Genomic DNA, 20359 nt, shown 5'->3' on the forward strand with positions numbered 1-20359 from the left:
ACTCTGCAAAAAGGCCGGTGATCGCCGGCCTTTTTCGTGGTGCCTGGGGAGGTACGTCCAGCTTGCGATAACGTGCCCCACCTCGGCATGATGGCGGTACATCATCGACCCAAGGATCCCCATGTCGACCCTCTTGCAGCGCCTCGCGGAAGTTGAATCGCCTACCATCGGCCTGGGTTGCATGAACCTTTCTCATGGCTACGGAATTCGCGTCCCCGAACCCGAGGCGCTGCGCGCCCTCGATGCCGCGTTCGACATGGGGTACCGCCACTTCGATACGGCGACCCTCTACGGCGCCACGGCCAACGAGCGCGTGGTAGGCCAGGCGCTTCAGGGCAAGCGCGACCGGCTCTTCCTGGCCAGCAAGTGCGGCCTGGCCATCGACCCCGAGCTCGGCAAGCGTGTCATCGACGGGCGCCCCGAGACGATCCGCCGGCAGTGCGAAGCGAGCCTCGAACGCCTGCGCACCGACCATCTGGACCTCTACTACCTGCACCGAATGGACCGCCAAGTGCCCATCGAAGAGAGCGTCGGCGCCCTGGGGCGGCTGGTGGAAGAAGGCAAGATACGCGCCGTTGGGCTTTCCGAGATCTCCGCCGCCACCCTGCGACGCGCCCGAACCGAACATCCCATCGCCGCGGTGCAGTCCGAATATTCGCTGTGGACGCGCAACCCCGAGATTGCCTTGATCGAAGCGTGTCGAGAGGCGGATACGGCGCTGGTGGCCTTCAGCCCCCTGGGCAGAGGCTTTCTGACCGGCGCCCTCAGGGAACCGGCGGCCTTCGAGGAAGGCGACATGCGCCGCCACATGCCGCGCTTCAACGCCGAGAACTACCCCAAGAACCTGCGGTTGCTGGAAGACTTCACGGCCGTCGCGAACGAATTGGGAGTCACCCCCGCCCAGCTAGCCCTGGCCTGGCTCAAGGCCCAGGGAAACGACATCATCCCCATACCCGGCACACGCTCCGTCGAGCACATGCGCGAGAACCTAGCGGCCGAGCCGCTTAGCCTGGACAACCCGACCGTCGCCCGACTCAACGCCATGATGACGCCGAACCAAGTGGCCGGCGCCCGCTACAGCGAGGCGCAGCAGGCGGATGTGGATACGGAGGAGTTTGGATAAGAGCGCTCCACTTAGCTGAAGCTGCCTATGCGGCAGCTCACGCCAGCCTCGACCGCCTGATCGCGGAGAAGCATTTCTGAGCTGCCTGTGCGGCAGCTCACTGGCCAACGTGCTTCCTTGCAGGGGTCTTCAGTTTCTGAGCTGCCTGTGCGGCAGCTCACCATGGGTCATGCCTCCCTGCGGGCTTGCAGCTTTTCTGAGCTGCCTGTGCGGCAGCTCACCCTCCTTGCTGGCGCTCCCAGCGCTGGTAGTCTTTCTGAGCTGCCTGTGCGGCAGCTCACCCTCCTTGCTGGCGCTCCCAGCGCTGGTAGTCTTTCTGAGCTGCCTGTGCGGCAGCTCACTGCGGCATCGCCCTTGCGCCAGTCGCGCATCATTTCTGAGCTGCCTGTGCGGCAGCTCACACGCCAACCCCACCACTGGCCTGGCTGCCGGCTTTCTGAGCTGCCTGTGCGGCAGCTCACCGCACCCGTTCCACCGGCACCCGCGACCGCGAGTTTCTGAGCTGCCTGTGCGGCAGCTCACTTAAGGGTGGGATAGGATTCGGGTCCGCTCAATTTCTGAGCTGCCTGTGCGGCAGCTCACGGCTTCGATCCTGACCGCTTTTCGGGCGGCGTTTTCTGAGCTGCCTGTGCGGCAGCTCACGCGACGATGGCGGTTTCGAGGCCGTCGACGGTTTTCTGAGCTGCCTGTGCGGCAGCTCACCTCTCGCGCTCAAGCTCACGGGCCAGCTCCAGTTTCTGAGCTGCCTGTGCGGCAGCTCACAGCGGGTTGCTCTCGATCAGCTCGTCATGCATTTTCTGAGCTGCCTGTGCGGCAGCTCACGGATGGAGCACATGCGCGGCATGTTCCACGATTTTCTGAGCTGCCTGTGTGGCAGCTCACATGTTCGCCGACGAGGATGCGTTCTTCGCACCATTTCTGAGCTGCCTGTGCGGCAGCTCACGGGCGGTCGCCGATGCCGACGGCGAGATCGACTTTCTGAGCTGCCTGTGCGGCAGCTCACACTCAGCCCCATCTGCTGCATGAGTGCGGTCATTTCTGAGCTGCCTGTGCGGCAGCTCACGTTGGCAAGAGCGGCATCGAGGCAGTCTGTACTTTCTGAGCTGCCTGTGCGGCAGCTCACTTTCGGCGTTACCCCCTCGGCGGTCTCTCGGTTTTCTGAGCTGCCTGTGCGGCAGCTCACCTGGTCGCGGGTCAAGCGCCGCTCCTGCACCATTTCTGAGCTGCCTGTGCGGCAGCTCACTGGGCCGATGCCACGCCGACCCAACGGGTAGATTTCTGAGCTGCCTGTGCGGCAGCTCACACCGACCTTAAGGAGGGCGATGCGCTAGAGATTTTCTGAGCTGCCTGTGCGGCAGCTCACACCTACTACCTGGCCACCGGCTACCGGCAGGTTTACTGAGCTGCCTGTGCGGCAGCTCACACGGCCGTGGTGGGTGGGCGCTGCCGGGCGATTTTCTGAGCTGCCTGTGCGGCAGCTCACCTCCGCTTCGATCCGGGCCTGCAGTCGGCTGATTTCTGAGCTGCCTGTGCGGCAGCTCACCTCGGTGCGCTCGCCGCGCTCGTCGAGAATCATTTCTGAGCTGCCTGTGCGGCAGCTCACCGACGCGCCCGGGTTGAGGCCCCGAGCGGTATTTTCTGAGCTGCCTGTGCGGCAGCTCACCTGATAGACCATCGTCTCGTTGGGCGAGTAACTTTCTGAGCTGCCTGTGCGGCAGCTCACTCATGAGCTTCGCCATTCCCATGGAGGCGATCTTTCTGAGCTGCCTGTGCGGCAGCTCACCCGGTCTGCTCAGCCTCGCTGAGATTCAAGCCTTTCTGAGCTGCCTGTGCGGCAGCTCACAGCCATACGATCATCAGAAGCTGGAAGATCATTTTCTGAGCTGCCTGTGCGGCAGCTCACACGATGCGCTTGTCTCTGGTGTCAGTGCAGATTTTCTGAGCTGCCTGTGCGGCAGCTCACGGCCGCTGGTCTGCCGTGACTCGTCTCTCGACTTTCTGAGCTGCCTGTGCGGCAGCTCACGACGATCCGCACGGGCTGCATGAGCTGGTGAATTTCTGAGCTGCCTGTGCGGCAGCTCACCTGCTCGTTGCCCTCCCAGTCCACCGGGCGCTTTTCTGAGCTGCCTGTGCGGCAGCTCACCTGGGGTGCTTCGGCACCTCCGCCATCATCGTTTTCTGAGCTGCCTGTGCGGCAGCTCACGCTTGATCGATCAGGCTTTTGAACAAGGCACTTTTCTGAGCTGCCTGTGCGGCAGCTCACGATGCGCTGCTCGATCTCCATGATGTCCTGCTTTTCTGAGCTGCCTGTGCGGCAGCTCACGAAGCGCTACGGCAAGAAGGAGACCGCGTAATTTTCTGAGCTGCCTGTGCGGCAGCTCACTCCTGTAGACCTTGCGCTGTGAGCCAGTGGCATTTCTGAGCTGCCTGTGCGGCAGCTCACACTCAGCCCCATCTGCTGCATGAGTGCGGTCATTTCTGAGCTGCCTGTGCGGCAGCTCACGTTGGCAAGAGCGGCATCGAGGCAGTCTGTACTTTCTGAGCTGCCTGTGCGGCAGCTCACCTCCAGGGCGGTGGCCGGGGCGTGGAGCAGGTTTTCTGAGCTGCCTGTGCGGCAGCTCACTCGCCTGCCGACATCTACCCGGTGCTGAGCCATTTCTGAGCTGCCTGTGCGGCAGCTCACGTCGGCCTGCGCTACGCGATCGCCCGCAAGCTTTTCTGAGCTGCCTGTGCGGCAGCTCACTCCGGCCTGCTGGGCGGCGCGGTCACCAGAGTTTTCTGAGCTGCCTGTGCGGCAGCTCACTCCTTGCCTTCGAGGTGATCCAGCCCGGTCAGTTTCTGAGCTGCCTGTGCGGCAGCTCACGGCTGTCGGTTCTTCAGCCAGAAGATGGCGGCTTTCTGAGCTGCCTGTGCGGCAGCTCACTTCGGCAAGGCGCTGGCGGGTGGTTTCCGGGCTTTCTGAGCTGCCTGTGCGGCAGCTCACGAGCTGCTGCTGGCAGACGTGGAGCGCTTCGATTTCTGAGCTGCCTGTGCGGCAGCTCACACGCCAATCACTCGCGGCGCCTTGCGATACTCTTTCTGAGCTGCCTGTGCGGCAGCTCACGAAGCGGCGTATCGCCTGGTGCAGCTGGGTCTTTTCTGAGCTGCCTGTGCGGCAGCTCACGGGATCTTCTTCGCGGCCCGGTTGGCGAACTTTTTCTGAGCTGCCTGTGCGGCAGCTCACGAGAGGCTCGGCGTAGCGCTCCAGGAACTGCTTTTCTGAGCTGCCTGTGCGGCAGCTCACGAGCGGCTGACCTGGGACCGCCAGGAGCAAGATTTCTGAGCTGCCTGTGCGGCAGCTCACGTTTCGCTCCTGACACGACCGCTGCGATCTTCTTTTCTGAGCTGCCTGTGCGGCAGCTCACGTCCCGCAGCGCATTTCGGCGCCGCCCTGGACTTTCTGAGCTGCCTGTGCGGCAGCTCACGCGCGGGCACGGGACCAGACGCCATTGAGATATTTCTGAGCTGCCTGTGCGGCAGCTCACTCAGCGGCTCGAATTCCGACTTCATCGGACATTTTCTGAGCTGCCTGTGCGGCAGCTCACGGGGTGCCCGCTGTGGTGGCGCCGCCAGTTGATTTCTGAGCTGCCTGTGCGGCAGCTCACGGGCGGGCTGGCCCGCATGGGGTGCCCGCTGTTTTCTGAGCTGCCTGTGCGGCAGCTCACCTCGACAGGTCGGCGAACTGCTGGGCGGTGCCTTTCTGAGCTGCCTGTGCGGCAGCTCACGAGCAGCTCGCGGTTGCGGCTCTGCTGGGCGCTTTCTGAGCTGCCTGTGCGGCAGCTCACGCGTCGCGGGTGGCGCTCTGCGCCCCGCCGCTTTTCTGAGCTGCCTGTGCGGCAGCTCACTCGCTGTTCCCGGCCGCCGTCGCGGAATCGGCTTTCTGAGCTGCCTGTGCGGCAGCTCACGGCATGTTCGCGGCCAACAGCCTGCGCGGCCATTTCTGAGCTGCCTGTGCGGCAGCTCACACGCCGTCGTCGCGCTGCCAGACGGTGCCCTCTTTCTGAGCTGCCTGTGCGGCAGCTCACGACTCGCTCGGCCACCTAACCCTTAGCGGGCATTTCTGAGCTGCCTGTGCGGCAGCTCACGCTTCTGCTGACGCAGCGCCTCGGCGGCGGGATTTCTGAGCTGCCTGTGCGGCAGCTCACCGCTCTGAACGGCGATCCATGCGCTCCTGGATTTTCTGAGCTGCCTGTGCGGCAGCTCACTAGACCGGGACGCTCGACTTCTTGAGGATCTCTTTCTGAGCTGCCTGTGCGGCAGCTCACTAGAGCATACTCAAATTAAGTACTTGATTGTTAAAGAACAACCCCTTGATGGAGCGACGCCTCCCTTTTTAGAGAGGCGTCGCTAACAACTTGATTTTCAGGAACCTAATGAAACCCTCCTAAAAAGGGTCAGAACCAGGGCACAGTGGCCTCACCGCTCAATCCATAGTGATTGAAGCGACCCGCGACAGGCTGAGGCTGTAGCTGGCCATGCTCGATGAATAGCGCAAACCGCTGCCCACTGGAGCGGCTGCTGACCTGCACGAAAGGCAGGGCGATCTGGCGCGCGGCGGGCGTTTCCATCAAGCGCTGTGCCTCTTCGACCCCGATGCTGTGCCGTTGGGCATAACGCTTCGCGCGGCTAGGGCTTCCAGTGTTGAACTGTCGGCGCCGAACGTTACGATGCCGCGCCTCGGCAGGTACTGGCTGAATGGCTTCCAACATTACGTGATCGCGCATGCCGGTGAGCCATGCAATCTCCATCAACTGCTCCAATCGCGCTTGCCCAGCGTGCAACCGCAGCCGATCCCCCGGCGTGCGCGCACGCACGCCGGTCTTGTGGTCGGGAAAGCTGATGCCTATATCATCGGCCTCCAGATCGAAAAGGGCTCGATGCAGCTTGCTATAGAGCGCCCCCATCAGCATCGCTGACGAGAAATCCGGATCGGGCCGCAGACGGATATCGAGATAATAATCCATGGCTTACCCCGCATCGCCGAATACGCCACCGCGGATAAGGGTCGCCATAACGAAGTGCTGCTGTTCGGCAGTGGGCACCTGATCCTTGAGTAGCCAGTTATCGAGCAGATTGTAGAAATCCATCTTCTGCTTCGGCTGACGGTAGGCACTCCCCTGAGTGGTCACCGAGCCGTAGGGCTCCACGGCGATTGGGCCAAGGTCATTGCCGTCTTCCGGCACCGGATACCAGGTGTCGATGGTGCGCAGGGCATTACCCAACTTCTGTGAGTGGATGGCGGCCTGTTTATTATCCCCAATGCTGTAGAGCGTTTTGCTCTTGTCGCCACGGCTGCGATCCAGAATCAGCTCCTGAGAGGGGAATACTTCCTGTCCCGCACCGACCCTGGCAAAGGCCATTACATCCAATAGAAGATAACGCTCTCCGGACAGCGCCTCATTGATGAGCTCGCCTAGCTCGCGAGTTGCCTTGCTCCCCTCAAAATCGCGCAGCGAATGCTCGAGCGCATTGAAGGTCCACTGCTTTTCCGCTTGCCCTTCCTTCACCTGACTGATGACGACTTCGATCTTTTCCGCACCGACGCGATTGCGCCACAGGAAGCGGCCATTGGCGAGGTTGCAAGCATAGCGATGAGCGAGCTCGCCAAAGCCGTGCTCACTGATGTAGCCCGTCACTGTTTGTTTAAGCTTACGTTGATATTCGGCGCTGTTGCAGGCCGAGGGGATACCGGCACCGGCCAGCACGCGCAGGGTAAAGTGCACCGCCAAGGTATCGACATCGTGAGGCAGCGCTGCGACGTCGACCGTCTGTAGGTTGGGGTTCTCAATCGCGGCATCTAACTTGGCCGGGTCTTGATCCTTGGCCTTCAATCGGTTGGAAATAGTGCCGCGAACGGACTTCTCGCGAACTGGAATGCCGCTCCATGTCGCATGTTGGGCGCGGTCATCCCAGTTGCCAGCGCTGAACAGTGCATCGGACGGGTCGAGCTTGCGCTCGAAGGCGAGAACGGAAGCGGTTTTGAGTGTGTCATTCTTGGCCATGAGAGGTTTCCTGCGTCAGTCGTTGGTCAAGGTGTCGGTGTAGGCGTTGCTCAAGCGATAGAGGCCACGTTCGAAATCGTTCTCCACGAACCACATCAAGGCTTCGGGATGCTTGATTCGGTGGGGGCTTACCCATTCGCCGATCGAGTAAAGGCTTTCGACGAACTGAAACGGCACTTCTGGATCTCGGGCATTAGCTACCGTACCCGGGCCGAAAAGCTCGGAAATGGCGCCGTAGCCCACCGGAATCGGCACTAGCCAACCGGGATATGGGCGGCGAATCTCCCAGACCACCTGTTCCTTGCCGTTATCGTCTTCTCCCTGAGTGACTCGGCACTCGTGGTTGAGTCGCGACAGGTCGAGCCAGGCGTCCAGTGGTGTAGCACTCTCGCTATTCGCTTTGAGCGTGGCGGTATGCTCAGTGAGCCGGTCATCACGGAGCACCAGCGCAAACCCCGGCAAAAGCCGGCGCCTGAGTCGATGCCACTGTTTCGTGCCTTCTTCCTCCTTGGCATTGAAGCTGATCAGCTCCGGGCGATGGCGCCGCTCGCCGGGGCGGGGCGGTATCACACTGCCGCCAGCAATACGCATTCCCTGTACCTGCTGATAAAGCTGTTTAGCAATCGCTTGACGGCGTTCGGCGCTTTTCAGGTCATCGCCACCATCTGCTTCGACACCAATCAATAGCGAGACTTCCAGATGCGCCCGGCCTTCCTCAACGATGGCCGCTGTGCTGCCGGTCTTGTCTACAGGATTACGGGTGAGATGGAAGGCACGTGTGAAGCCTCCCGATGTGACGTGGGGGTCGAGGCGATGACACACCACCCCGATCTCGTTGAAGAGCAGCTTGGTGTCGTCGGACAGGTTACGCTCCAACGCCTGCATCAGCCCCATGAAGGCGCTCATGGCAGGAAACCCCCAGGTCATCGGGCTGGAGATGGCATTGGCATTCTGGATACGCAGCCGGGGAAGCAGAAGAAGATGCTGGATCATGCTGCGTCTCCTTGGTCATCGTCTTCATCGCGCAACGCTTCTTGCAGATCGTCGAGCTGACGGCGGAACTCAGTCACGATGCCCTCAAACCGGCGTTTCCAGTGGTGGTGTTCCGCGTCTCCAAAGCTGAGAGGACTGTTGTAGCTCAGTTCACGATTGAGCCAATTGGCCGCACGTGAGCTGATGACTTCGTGCCAGTTGGACTGGCGGCGCGCTTCGGCAAACTCGCTATCCTCATGGGCTCGGCCCGGATCCAGCCAATACTGCTCCTCCAGGGCCAACTGGCACTTCTCATCAGCCGTCCAGCCAGGTGCCAAGGAATGGATAGCGAACGTAAACAGCATCAACTCGTCGACCAGCATGGCGGTGAGGTCGTCGCGCAAATCACGGGTGTGCATGTTCTTGGCGGGATCCGCTTCTAGTAAGCGCTTGAGTTCACCCACAATGCGTCGGACGTTTGGACGCCCTTTGAATGCTCGGAAGGCGTCCCGCATCGGCGCGTACACCTCGCGCGACTCCCAGTTTGGCGGTAGCGATGCCAGCAGATAATTCTGGCCGCCCCGTTCGCTATTGAGCTGCGAGATGTTCTGCGGTTTGGTGCCGCCGAGCTTCTGGACTGCCAGATTAGGGTAGCTGGTATAGCCCCCCTCAAACGGCGTCTTGTCCTTCAGCGCCTTACGTGCTGCCTTGTTATGATCGCCAAAGAACCAAGTGTTGGGACTTACCTGCGCGTAGAAGCGGTGAGTGAGCGCTGTTGCATAGAGCGGTGCCAGCAGGTGATAGTTATTATCATCATTGGGATCGTCACCGACCAGCCAATAGAGCTGTTTGCCCATCAAATGGGAGCTGGGCGTACCCTTTGGCTCGGTAATGCTAGCGAAGGCGCGCATCCAGCTTTCGGCCTCATCACGATCCTGGCTCAAGGCATCAATCAATGTTTCGTCAAAGTCGATAGCGCGCTCCAGCAGCGTATGTCCTTGCCACTCGAGTTTCAGGAACTTGTAGACATCAAGCGCCGCAGCGTTGCCGACGACATCGCCCTGAAAGTCGGCAGGCAGGCAGTGGCTACCCACCAGGTTACCTTGGTTTAGTTGGCCGGGTTCGACGTAGAGGTTCGTGCCCTTGGCATCTGGGTGAATCGCCTTCAGGGAGTGCGTGACGACCTGAAGCTGACTAACGCGGCGGGCCGCATCGGCCAACCAGGTTTGCGGCTCGAACTGCTGCTGGAGTTCAAGATACTTGGGATCGTTCGCTGGGAGCTTTTCTGTCTTGGTCGCGAAGCGGTCATGAATAAATCCATATATAAGAGCTTGGATTGTAGGTAGGCTATGAAAGTGTTCTGGCATAGGTTCCCCGCTGCGTGTCGTTTCTTTCTTATCTTTTCCTCACGAACCCCAACGCTGGATGAAAATGCCATCCCTGCGGGGCGTGATTCGTTTTCAGGCGGATGCGTCCAAAGCGCAGGGCGCAGCGCTCTATCGACATGTCCATGGCCTCGGCTTGATCCGCCAGAGCGGCCATGTAGTCGGGCTCGTTCCACGGTGCGATGCGACGATGGTGAAAGGCTTCCTCCGGAAGCCGGTCCAGCTCGGTCTCCACAGGAACCAGCTTCTCCTCCCTGCCGTCCTGCTCCACCCGCCAGAAGCCGTAGTCTTCCTCTGCCTCATCCGGGAGCAGCACGAATTCGCACTCCGGCTCGTTGTCCTCTCGGAAAGGGTGGTGCTGTATCGGTAGCGCCCCGAGGGTCATTGATGCGGGGCGATAGAAGAGATAGGCGCCGAGATTCATCTGCGTGGGCTCGCCGCGACGCTTGCGTCGCTGCCGGCCGGGGGCGGCACTGACACCCTCGAACATGAGTGCGGCAAGGCGCGCATGCTCGAGGTCGACCAGCCTACGAGCCGATTCGAGTTCATCGACCGGCATCAGTCGCGGGCGTGAGTCGATAGCATCGATTTCATCGGCTCTTAGCAGCTCCGACAATTGATGTGAAGCCAGCGGCCAGTCCCGCTCGGTCTCGAAACCTGGCCGGCTGAAGGCCGGCGTGACTCGTTTCAGGTGCCGAACGTTGGTCCCAAGCAGGGCGATGTTGGGGGCATGAGCGGGTGTGGGACGGTGACGGCGCACGCGACCGGCAAGCTGAATGATCGAGCGCATCGACGAGGGCTCAACCACGGCCCAGTCATAATCGTGATCCCTACCAACTTCCGTGACCGGCGAACCGAGCACGATGAAGAGCTGATCCTGAGCGGAGCAGCCGTCGAGCCGGGCCCGAACGTCGGCCAGATCGAACACCGCATTCTCCTCACGCCGGTCGAGTGTTCGGTCCAGGCGCGCTTCCAGGCGTGAGCGCAGCAGTAGCGGAAACTGGGAGTGGTAAACGCAAAGATGAATTTGCCACCCTTCGCGAATGTCCGAGCGGTAGAGCGCCTGGGCTACGGCGACCAGCGGCTCGATGTTGGCCATGCGCACCAGGCCGAAGCTGACTCGCTTGCCACTGTGGGGGTCGGCTGAGTGGTGCCGCTCGTGAAGGAAGCACGCTTGGGCGAGTATCGTCTGTGCGGTCGACTGATGCACGGCGTCCGGATGGGCGGTGCGGGCGGACAATGGCACTAGATAGCCGCGGCGAGTCGGCGCCTGTTCGCCGAGCCGAGCGGCGCGCTGCTGGGCAAATTGACCATGAGCGGCATCGAACTGCTCTCCCTCGGCACACTGCTGCTGGGCGCAGCCATACTCATCGAACCAGGCACAGCAGGGGCTCACCGGGGTGCCGGGAACGCCGCGATGACATTGGTACTCTGCACGACCGGCGCGATAGGCCTCGAACAGGCCGCGTACCAAGGCAGGCGGCAGCGTAGCCGAGGATAGCAGCACCCGTGAGCCAAGTAGCCCTGACCAGTACACCAGACGTGTCAGACCAGGTAGGTCATGGATGTCGAAGTCATCCGGCTCATCGAGCACGAGATCACTGCTCATCAGCCGCAGCATGGGTGCGATCTGATGGCCACCGCGCAGGCTCTCAGTGGCCGGTATCAAGTGATCAATGGTACATACCAACACCGGAGCGCTGATCAGCGCTCGGGCATGTGGGTCATTCGCGGCCCGCGACAGCAGCGGATGCTCGTCGATTTGACCTTCGAAATGGACATGACTCTGCTCATCCAGCAGTGCACCACGAGACTCCGAGCCGCCGCTCTCACGCTGCTGGTGCTCAAAGAGCGCACGGTTGGCGCTGCCACCGACCCTAATCGCCAGGTCGTCGCTACCCAATCCCAACCTCTCGCGGTAGACCTGTCCGGTTTGCAGCGTGAGCGTCCTCAATCCAAGGGCTATCGAGAAGCGAACACCTTCCTCTGGATCGCTCAAGGCGTACATGATCCGGCCATTGGCAATGGTCTTGCCACAACCGGTCGAGGCCATATTGACACCAAAAAATCCTTGTCCACTAACCTTGTCACGCAAACCCGCCGCCAGATCGAATGCTTTGTCCTGCCAACGAAAACGGGGGTCGCGGCTGCGCTGGCGAAAGCCCTTGTGCCGCGCGATACGCGGCAGGGCTCTCGACATGTCCGGCAAGCGATGAACGATTTCGCCTGCCGCCCGGGTTACGCCCAGCAGGTGCTCTTCCAATGGCTGGCATAGCTGACGCTTGCCGTTCAGTACGGCGGTGTTGGCGTATAGCGCGGTTGCCCAGGCACCGGGGAGCCGCCCTTTGTCGGTCAGGCTCGAATAGTGGTGATCCGCCAACATCAATGCCAAACGCGCCAGATGCATGACGTAGGGAGATTCCAGCGGTGGCACCGTTGCCCTGACTTCTTTCAGTTGTCGCGCCATTCGTCGACTGCGCTGTCGCCAAGCATCAGTCGTGACAGGCAGGCCATGGGGAAACTCCCAGTACGGCCTGATGTCTTGCGACTCGGCAAATGCAACACATTCGTTCCAGGCAGCCGTGATGGCCTCGGGAAGCGCCGGCAGGTTAGCCGCGTTCATATCGGCACGGGCCCCGACCCACTTTTGCTGGCCGTTGTCATCATAGGCCGGCAATGCCGGCAGGCGGTGATGGCTCAAGACTAGCCAGCCAATCGCAGCAGCAAGCGGCGGTAGTTGAATAAAAGGCGTTTTCTCCTTTTCAGTGATATCAGCCAACCCATCGCTTTTGAGGCGGCCCAGCCAGCATGCATCGTCATCGGGAGTGGGCTGTTCGAGCCGAGAAAGCCAGGTCTCGTCATCGTCATCACCAACAAAGGCTTCAAGCAAACGCAGCGATACCCACTCGTGCCGGTAACGATTTCGCCCCTCCAGACGGCCATGAAGACGATCCTGAAAGGCACGGCTGGACTTGCCCAGGTCATGAAACAGGGCAGCTATCGAAGCCAGTAGATGGATCAGGCGACCGCTGTGCCAGTCGTTTTCATCTTCGGCACGCAGGATGTTGCGGCGTGTGGTGTTGGTCGGAGACGCCCCCTTCGAATTGAACTGGGCAGCATTACCCACGATCCACATCAGCTCGCTGTGATCGCGCCCACGAATCCAGTGGCAAGCAACCGCAGTGTTTTTGCGCGCTGTCTTGCGCAGCAGCTTTCTGAGCGTATCGAGTCCCGCCTGAGTGATCGGCGTTTGCCAGGTCCGATCGCCGCGCCTCTCGGCGAACTGATCCAGGATGCGCCGCGTCTCCTTGAGCGCGTTCTTGCTGCACTGGGAAACTAGCAGCACGTTCACGCAGCCGGCCCTCCCAGCTCGAACGCCACGTCCTTCAAGGTATCGATCATGTAGTCGAGGGATTCCGTCCGCGTTAGCCGCTCGATACACGCTTGGCGGAACTCCTGCTCTTCATCGCCCTGCATGGCGGAAAGAAATGCCTGAGGCAGAATCACGGCATCCTTGACCAGGTCGGCGACATCGAATACCAGGCCACCGCGGCGCGTCTTGCCATGCAGCACCGCCAATCCGTGCGGGATGCCGAGCACCCAAGTAGCGGTGGCCGCCAGGCCATAAGCCAGATAATTACCGTGATCGAGGAAGCGGTTGGCGGGATCGGTGCCACTGCCCCGCTTGGCTCGGGTGAAATCGCCGTAGTTCACGGCACGAGTCGCAAGCTTGAAAAGAAATTTGGTCAGGCGAGCTTCCAGGGTAAGCAAGTCAGTCGTGCTGGGCGACTTCTCGATGGATTCGCGATGCGTTGCCAGGGCTTGATGTAGCGCGTCCGCAGAAACGGAAAAACCGGCCTCGCTGAGAGAGCGACCGGTCCATAGCGCTTCGATTCTATGAAGCCGGGCAATTTGGAATGCCTTCGCCGCCGCCAAGCGCTTCTCGTCATCGAACCAGAAGTGAACCCAGTGCTGGAGATATTCCGTAGGGCGGTACTCGCTTTGGGGTGTCAGCCAGGCAACGTCGACATCCACTTCGTTGGCGGCAAACAAGGGTGTGCCGCCACCGCCGCAGAAGCCGACCAGCACGCCGGCCTTGGCCAGTTCACGCATCGCCGCTTGGGTAATCGAAGTGCCAGTACCGAGCAGCAGCGAGGTGGTGTTGGCAATGGGAATATTCCAGTAGCGCGATTGACTACCTTCGTCGGTAACGTACTCGACACGCCCAACGTTCACCAACACACGGCAATGTTGCAGATAGTAGAGGTTGGCGCGTTTCGAGTGCAGGATCGTCTTCAGATCCGAAGGCGATAGGTCGTCCATGAGTTCCCTGTCGTACTTTTTATTTGTATCTAATTAGTAACTATATAAGCACTCCTTCCTATTCCATGCCACCCAAGCACGAAGAGATTGTCCTCGTTCTTTCGAGAACCTTGACGCTCGTCACGTCCTCACACCACCTCCGCCACCTCTTCAAACGCCAGCCTCGCCCCCCTTGGGCGCCGGCTATCCGGGCCGCCCACGCCCAGGTTGACCAGAAAGTTGCTCTTGTAGCGGCCGTCGGAGAAGAATTCTTCGTCGACCATGGCATTGTCGAAGCCGCTCATGGGGCCGGCGTCCAGCCCCAGCATGCGGGCGGCCAGGATCAGGTAGGCACCCTGCAGGGTGCCGTTACGCCAGGCGGTGTCGCTGGCCTTGTCCGGGTTGGCGGCGAAGCGATCGCGAGCGTTGGGCGAACTGGGGAACACCTTGGGCATGTGTTCGTAGAAGCGCGTATCGACGGCCACGATCACGGTGACCGGCGCCTCATGGGACTTGTCGCGGTTGCCTTCGGAGAGCGCCGGCATCAGGCGCGACTTGCCTTCCTCGCTGGCGACGAAGACGTAGCGCGCCGGCTGGCAGTTCATCGAGGTCGGCCCCCACTTCAGCAGGTCGTAAAGCTGGCGCAGGGTAGCCTCGCCGATGGGCTCCGGGCGAAAGCCGTAGTGCGTGCGCGCCTCGCGAAAGACGGTATCGAGTGCGATGTCATCGAGCGGCGGTCGCATGGAATCTCCTGCTGCAGAAGGTTATTTCAGCTGCCCTGAGCCTACATGACCGTAAGCGGGCTGGCTGGTATTCAGGTTACATGATGCGCCGCAGGCAGATTTTCGGAGAAGTAGATTTCCATGGCCACCGGGGCCACGTCGGTCTGTTCCTCTGTCGCCGCGGCGATGGCTCGCGAATAGATCAGGTCGGGGCTCTGAGTGATGACGGCATCCATCGTTCCATTCAGCAGCATGCTACGAGTATCGGGCGTCAGTCCATGACCTATGAAGCAGATATCGAGGTCACGCCGCGTTTCGCGCAGTGCTCTTCCGATACCATCCGACGCACCGCCCACATTGTAGATGCCCACGATATCGGGATGCTCTTCCAGAAGGCGGCAGGTGTTCTGGTAGTTCTCGTCGCGGTTGTCGTGACCTTCGTGCGGGCCGATCACGCTCAGGTAAGGGAAGCTCGTCTCCGTCAGGGCTAGAAACCCCATCTCGCGCTCCATGTGGGCACGGTAGGCCCGGCTCGCCGCAATGAGCGCCAGCTTGCCCGAGGTGACATGACAGAATCGGCCCATGATCTGGGCGGCGGTGCGTCCCGCGGCGAAATTGTCGATACCGAGATAGAGATGCCGATTCGAGCTTGGCAGGTCCGAAATGATGGTGATGATGCGTTTTCCCGCCATCACAAGCTCATCGATGGCCTGCCTCACCCGTGGATGATCGATGGCCATGAACACCACTGTATCCGCGCTCCTGCCGTAGCGCCTCAATGCCTGCGCCAACGCATCGGGATTGAAGCTCTCGATGAAGTGGCTCCTGACCTTGACCGGCCCCGGCGAGAGATCCGCCAGTTCGCGCACGCGTGTATTGAGCCCCGTGAGGTAGGGGTTCGTTCCCCTGGGAAGGAGAAAGACTACCTTGGCAAAGCGCGGGCCCAGCCGTTTGCTCAACTCCTCCTCGTCCATGTAGCCGATGTGCACAGCCGCCTCGAGCACTCGGCGAAGCGTGGTCTCCCTCACCCCAGGGCGACGGTTCAGGACCCGATCCACCGTTGCCGTCGAGACTCCTGCCAAGGCGGCTATATCCGGTATCAGCGGCCGCTTTCCATCAAAAACCATCAAAAAGTCCTCATTGCTCCTTCGGAGGAATCTGCCCTAGCCTTGAGAATCGTAGGATACGAACATCATTACCTATAAATAACTAAAAAAACATCATCCGGAGAACGTCATGCTTAACAAGATCTACAAATTCGGCCACCTGACGGCCATGGCGGGTGCACTGGCCATGAGCGTTGGCACGGCGGCAGCTCAGGAAGTCACCCTGCGCTATGGCCACATGCACACGCCAAATTCGATTGCCGGCATGCAAGCCGAGTGGCTGGCTGAGGCCATTGCGGAAAAGACCGACGGCGAGGTCGCGGTGGATATCTTTCCCAATTCGCAGCTCGGTAAACTTCAGGAGTTGGCCGAAGCGGTGTCCACGGGATCTATTGCCATTTCCCACAACACGGCTGGCGCTATCGGCTCGCTTTACCCCCCCTTTGCCGCGTTCGATACGCCCTACCTGTACCGCGACATCGATCACTTGATGGCGGTGATGGATGTGGATTCGCCCGTGATGCAGGAGCTCAACGAGGGCCTGGTTGACGCTTCCGGTGTGCGCTTGCTCTATGCCTTCTACTTCGGCACCCGCCACCTGACGACCAATCAGGAGATCAAGTCACCGGACGATCTTGAAGGCATCAAGATTCGGTCCATTCCCTTCCCGATCTACATGGCCACCGTCGAAGGGATGGGCGCGGTTCCCGTCCCCGTGGATTGGGCCGAAGTCCCCACGGCACTGGCAACCGGCGTGGTCGAAGGCCAGGAGAACCCGGTCAATGTAGTCGTCACCTCGAAGCTGAATGAAGTGCAGAGCCACATGATGCTGACCGGCCATATCAGCGCCGCACAGGTCATCGTCATGAACGACGATACCTGGCAGTCGCTGTCCCAAGAGCACCGGGACGCCATTACCGAAGCCGCCGCCGAGGTGAGGGAGCGGGCCACCGCCGCCATGCTGGAGGCGGAAGCCGAGGATTTCGCCTCCCTGCGTGCAGCAGGCATGACTATCGTCGGCCCTGAGGAAGGCCTGGAGCTCGAGGCGTTCCGCAACCGGGTTCAGGAGCGTATTGCCGAGGAGTTCACCGAGCAGTATGGCGAGTTGTACGAGCAGATCGCGGCCGTTGACTGAGCCATGAACGAGCACAAACCCATTGTCGGGCGAGCGGTTACCTGGCTGACCCAAGCGTGCCTTGGGGTCGCGATGGGTCTCCTGGTACTCATTGCCGTGCTGATCGTGACCCAGGTCGTGGCGCGCAACCTGTTCGACACTGGCCTGCCCCGTGTCGACGAGGCCGCCCGCTTTGCCGGCATCGCCATGGTTTACCTTGCTGCCCCGCTTCTGCTGCTGCGCGGCCAGCACGTGGCGGTCACGCTATTGGTGGAACAGCTGCCCCGGCTAGGACGCCGGCTCTGCCTGGTGGTGGGCGAACTGGCAACGCTGGGGTTCTGCGTTCTGACGCTGTACGGCTTCTATCGCTTCCTTTTGCGTGCGGGGCGCTTCGCCACACCGGCAATGGGCATGCCGAACCTGTGGTTCTACATGCCTGCGCTGGTTGGGCTGGCCATTCTCGCCGTAGTGGCCGCCTACCGCCTCGGCCTGTTGGCGACGGGCAGGGAGGTCGAGGAATGACCGTTACCCTTCTCATGCTGTTCGCTCTGGGCCTGCTCATCGGCGCACCGGTGGCCGTCAGCCTTGGCCTGTCGGCGGGGCTCGTCATTCTGATTCACGATTTGCCAGTCACGGTACTCGCCCAGCGGGCCGTGAATACCCTCGACAGTTCGCCGCTGCTGGCGGTGCCGCTGTTCATACTGGCTGCCTCGCTGCTGGGTGCGACGGGTGTCACGACCCATCTCTTCGACCTGCTGCGCATGCTCGTGGGGCGAATCCGCGGTGGCATGGCCCACGTGAACGTGCTGGTCAGCCTGATATTTTCCGGCATGTCCGGGGCGGCGCTGGCGGATATCGGCGCGCTCGGTGGCATCCAGATCCGCCAGATGGAGCACCAGGGTTACAGTCAACGCTTCGCCTCGGGCGTTACTATCGCGGCGGCCACCATCGGTCCCATCTTCCCGCCCTCCATTCCGCTGATCATCTTCGCCACGGCCGCCGAGGTGTCGACCATTCGCGCCCTGCTGGCAGGCGTGGTGCCCGCCCTCGTGGTGGCCGTGGCACTGATGATCCAGGTCGCGGTGATGGCGCGCCGTCATGACTTGCCGCGCGACGACATCCGGCCCACCCTGCCCGCCATTCGGCGCAAGGCCTGGATCTCGCTGCCTGCGCTGCTCGCGCCCGTGCTGCTGGTAGGCGGCATGATCAGCGGCTTCTTCGGTCCCACCGAAGCGGCTGGGGTGACGGTGGCCTATGCCGTGCTGATCGGGTTGCTGATCTATCGCTCGCTCACCCTGGAGGGCTTCATCGGCTGCACGCGCGAAACGGTGCTGGCCACCGCCAACGTGCTGTTCGTCGTGGCGGCGGCGGCGCTCTTCGCCTGGGTATTGACGATGGACCGGGTGCCGGCACGGGCCGGGGCGTGGCTGCTGGAGGTATCGGAAAACCCGCTGGCCCTGCTGCTGATCCTGAATCTGCTGCTGCTGCTGGTGGGCATGTTCCTGGAAGCCATCGTGGCCATCCTGATCATTGCGCCCATCGTCACCCCGGCGCTATTGCAGGCAGGCGTACCACCCGAGCAGTTGGGCGTGGTCTTCGTGCTCAACCTGATGCTCGGGTTGCTGACACCCCCGGTGGGAATGAGCCTCTACATGGTCTCGATCATCACCAAGATGCCCCTGCAGTCGGTCATCCGCGGCGTCGCCCCTTTCTATCTTTCCCTTTTCGCGGCCCTTGCGCTGGTAACGCTGGTTCCCGGCCTTTCCACCTGGCTGCCCAACCTTGTCATGAAGTGAGATTCCATGAGCAGACATCTCGGCGCAATCCGCCAACTGGGGTACGTGGTAACGGATATTGAGGAAGCAATGGACCATTGGTCCCGGGTCATGGGCGTCGGCCCGTTCTTCTACAACCCGCGCGTGCCGATAGAGAACTACACCTACGAGGGTCAGCGGTACGAGGTTCACAACTCGGTCGCCCTGGCCAACTCGGGATTCATCCAGGTCGAGCTGATCCAGACCCGTAACGATGCGCCATCGATGTATCGCGATTTCCTCCAGGCAGGGCGCACCGGGCTCCAGCATGTGGCCTTCTGGACCGAAGACTACGACACCGACCTGGCCGCCATGGAAGCCCAGGGGTTTCGTGTCAAGATGAGTGGCGAGGTCGGCGAGAACGGTCGTTTCGCCTACTTCGACCGCGAGTACCACCCCGGCACGGTGATCGAGCTTTCCGAAGTGCGTGGCCCCAAGGGCGACATGTTCCGCCTGATACGCGAGGCCTCGCAGGGCTGGGACGGCAGCAACCCGGTCCGTCCTTTCCCTTCGCTCGACAGGAGCAGCGCATGATTCGGGCCTCCTATCTCGTGGAAACCCCGCTTGACCCTCGAGCGGTAGCGGAAATGATGGCCGGGGAGCAGAGTTCGGGGACTTTCGTGCGCGTCGAAGGTGAAACCGAGGCGCTGCGAACGCGATTCGGCGCCCGCGTGGTTAGTGTCGAGGTGATCGACGAACACGACCGACCCAGCCTGCGCAGCGCCTACCTGGAGCGCAGGCGCGTCTCGGGCCCATGGCGCCGCGTTGCGGTGGAGATCGACTACCCCGAAGAGAATGTGGGAATCAGCTTGCCCAACCTGGCGGCAACGGTGGCCGGCAACCTCTTCGATCTGGGCGAGGTGACGGGGCTGCGACTTACCGGGCTGACCCTGCGCCCCGAGTACCGGGACCGCTACTTGCTGCCCCGCCTGGGCGTGGCCGGCACACGCACGGTATTGGGTGTTCAGGAGAGGCCGCTGTTCGGCACCATTCTCAAGCCCAATATTGGCCTTTCTCCGGAGGAAACGGCCGATCTCGTCGAGCGCCTGTGCGAAGCGGGCGTCGATTTCATCAAGGATGATGAAATCGCCGGCAACCATCCCCACTCCCCCGTACGCGAGCGAATCAGTGCGGTCATGGCCAGGGTGCGCCGCTGGCGACAGCACAGCGGCCGCGACGTGATGGTGGCTTTCAACATCTCCGATGAGGTGGATGCCATGCGCGGCCACGCCGAGCACGTCGAGGCGGAGGGCGGCAACTGCGTGATGGCGAGCCTCAACTGGTGCGGGCTCTCGGCGATGCAGAGCCTGCGCGCCTCGACGCCGCTGGCCATTCACGGTCATCGCAACGGCTTTGGCGCCTTCGCCCGTCACCCGGCGCTGGGAATCGACTTTTCCGCCTACCAGGTACTGTACCGGCTGGCGGGAATCGACCATATGCATGTCCACGGCATGGGCGGCAAATTTGCCGATCTGACCGAGGAAGTGGCCCACGCGGCAAAGCTCTCGCTGCAGCCGCTCGGGAATTCGGACGACCGGGTGATGCCGGTGTTCTCTTCCGGGCAGTGGGCGGGCACCTTGCCGGCGACGCTGACGGAAACCGGCAGTGCCGACTTCATGTTCCTCGCCGGGGGCGGCATCCTGGCCCATCCCGATGGAGCTGCCGCGGGTGTCAGAAGCCTGCGCGAAGCCTGGGAAGCCATACAAGCCGGCGAACCGCTGGAAACTCCCGGGCGCCCGGCGCTCGCTGCCGCACTCGACTTCTTTGGAGCGCGCTAGGA

General features: G+C 61.6%; 14 protein-coding genes and 1 CRISPR repeat array. Of the genes, 6 read left to right on the plus strand and 8 right to left on the minus strand.

The features are described from left to right. Positions 1-121: 121 nt before the first annotated feature. Positions 122-1123 carry an aldo/keto reductase gene (locus CYJ07_RS08630; RefSeq protein WP_104203289.1) on the plus strand — a complete coding sequence of 334 codons (1002 nt, stop codon included), beginning with the start codon at positions 122-124 and terminating at the stop codon, positions 1121-1123. A gap of 73 nt (positions 1124-1196) precedes the next feature. Beyond that, a CRISPR array of direct repeats spans positions 1197-5427; the repeat unit is 28 nt; unit sequence TTTCTGAGCTGCCTGTGCGGCAGCTCAC. Between the two features lie 129 nt (positions 5428-5556). On the opposite strand, the gene cas6f is transcribed toward CYJ07_RS08630, so the two are convergent. From cas6f to CYJ07_RS08670, 8 genes are all read right to left on the minus strand, one after another. Further along, positions 5557-6126: a type I-F CRISPR-associated endoribonuclease Cas6/Csy4 gene (cas6f, locus tag CYJ07_RS08635; protein WP_104203290.1), complete on the minus strand. Its 570-nt coding sequence runs from the start codon at positions 6124-6126 to the stop codon at positions 5557-5559. Positions 6127-6129: 3 nt separating this feature from the next. Continuing rightward, positions 6130-7164, minus strand: a complete 1035-nt coding sequence (gene csy3, locus CYJ07_RS08640) for a type I-F CRISPR-associated protein Csy3 (protein WP_104203291.1) — start codon at positions 7162-7164, stop codon at positions 6130-6132. Between the two features lie 15 nt (positions 7165-7179). Beyond that, complete coding sequence (csy2, locus tag CYJ07_RS08645) at positions 7180-8157, minus strand: type I-F CRISPR-associated protein Csy2 (protein WP_104203292.1); 978 nt, start codon at positions 8155-8157, stop codon at positions 7180-7182. Further along, on the minus strand, positions 8154-9503 hold the full coding sequence (csy1, locus tag CYJ07_RS08650; protein ID WP_104203293.1) for a type I-F CRISPR-associated protein Csy1: 1350 nt from the start codon (positions 9501-9503) through the stop codon (positions 8154-8156). Before csy1 ends, csy2 begins: the two co-directional genes overlap by 4 nt. Before the next feature lie 28 nt (positions 9504-9531). Further along, entirely contained in the window at positions 9532-12873 is a 3342-nt protein-coding gene (gene cas3f, locus CYJ07_RS08655; RefSeq protein ID WP_104203294.1) for a type I-F CRISPR-associated helicase Cas3f, read from the minus strand. Next, positions 12870-13844 carry a type I-F CRISPR-associated endonuclease Cas1f gene (gene cas1f, locus CYJ07_RS08660; RefSeq protein ID WP_104203295.1) on the minus strand — a complete coding sequence of 325 codons (975 nt, stop codon included), beginning with the start codon at positions 13842-13844 and terminating at the stop codon, positions 12870-12872. Before cas1f ends, cas3f begins: the two co-directional genes overlap by 4 nt. Positions 13845-13972: 128 nt before the next feature. Next, positions 13973-14566: a malonic semialdehyde reductase gene (locus tag CYJ07_RS08665; protein ID WP_104203296.1), complete on the minus strand. Its 594-nt coding sequence runs from the start codon at positions 14564-14566 to the stop codon at positions 13973-13975. A 71-nt stretch (positions 14567-14637) separates the two neighbouring features. After that, a complete protein-coding gene (locus CYJ07_RS08670; RefSeq protein WP_231489576.1) occupies positions 14638-15672 on the minus strand; it encodes a LacI family DNA-binding transcriptional regulator in 1035 nt (344 codons plus the stop codon). Positions 15673-15781: 109 nt separating this feature from the next. On the opposite strand from CYJ07_RS08670, the gene CYJ07_RS08675 reads away from it, so the two are divergent. Genes CYJ07_RS08675 through CYJ07_RS08695 form a run of 5 tightly spaced genes read left to right on the plus strand, consistent with a single transcriptional unit; the run spans position 15782 to position 20357 of the window. Further along, a complete protein-coding gene (locus CYJ07_RS08675) occupies positions 15782-16786 on the plus strand; it encodes a TRAP transporter substrate-binding protein (RefSeq protein ID WP_104203298.1) in 1005 nt (334 codons plus the stop codon). A 3-nt stretch (positions 16787-16789) separates the two neighbouring features. Beyond that, positions 16790-17287, plus strand: a complete 498-nt coding sequence (locus CYJ07_RS08680; protein ID WP_104203299.1) for a TRAP transporter small permease — start codon at positions 16790-16792, stop codon at positions 17285-17287. Beyond that, the gene (locus tag CYJ07_RS08685) at positions 17284-18561 is read left to right on the plus strand and encodes a TRAP transporter large permease (RefSeq protein WP_104203300.1); all 1278 of its coding nucleotides are present in this window, start codon (positions 17284-17286) and stop codon (positions 18559-18561) included. Before CYJ07_RS08680 ends, CYJ07_RS08685 begins: the two co-directional genes overlap by 4 nt. A 6-nt stretch (positions 18562-18567) precedes the next feature. After that, a complete protein-coding gene (locus CYJ07_RS08690; RefSeq protein ID WP_104203301.1) occupies positions 18568-19113 on the plus strand; it encodes a VOC family protein in 546 nt (181 codons plus the stop codon). Further along, positions 19110-20357 carry a RuBisCO large subunit C-terminal-like domain-containing protein gene (locus CYJ07_RS08695; RefSeq protein ID WP_104203302.1) on the plus strand — a complete coding sequence of 416 codons (1248 nt, stop codon included), beginning with the start codon at positions 19110-19112 and terminating at the stop codon, positions 20355-20357. The genes CYJ07_RS08690 and CYJ07_RS08695 overlap by 4 nt, the downstream gene beginning before the upstream one ends. Positions 20358-20359: the final 2 nt, after the last annotated feature.

Origin of the sequence: Billgrantia saliphila (assembly GCF_002930105.1) — a bacterium.
Taxonomy (GTDB): domain Bacteria; phylum Pseudomonadota; class Gammaproteobacteria; order Pseudomonadales; family Halomonadaceae; genus Halomonas; species Halomonas saliphila.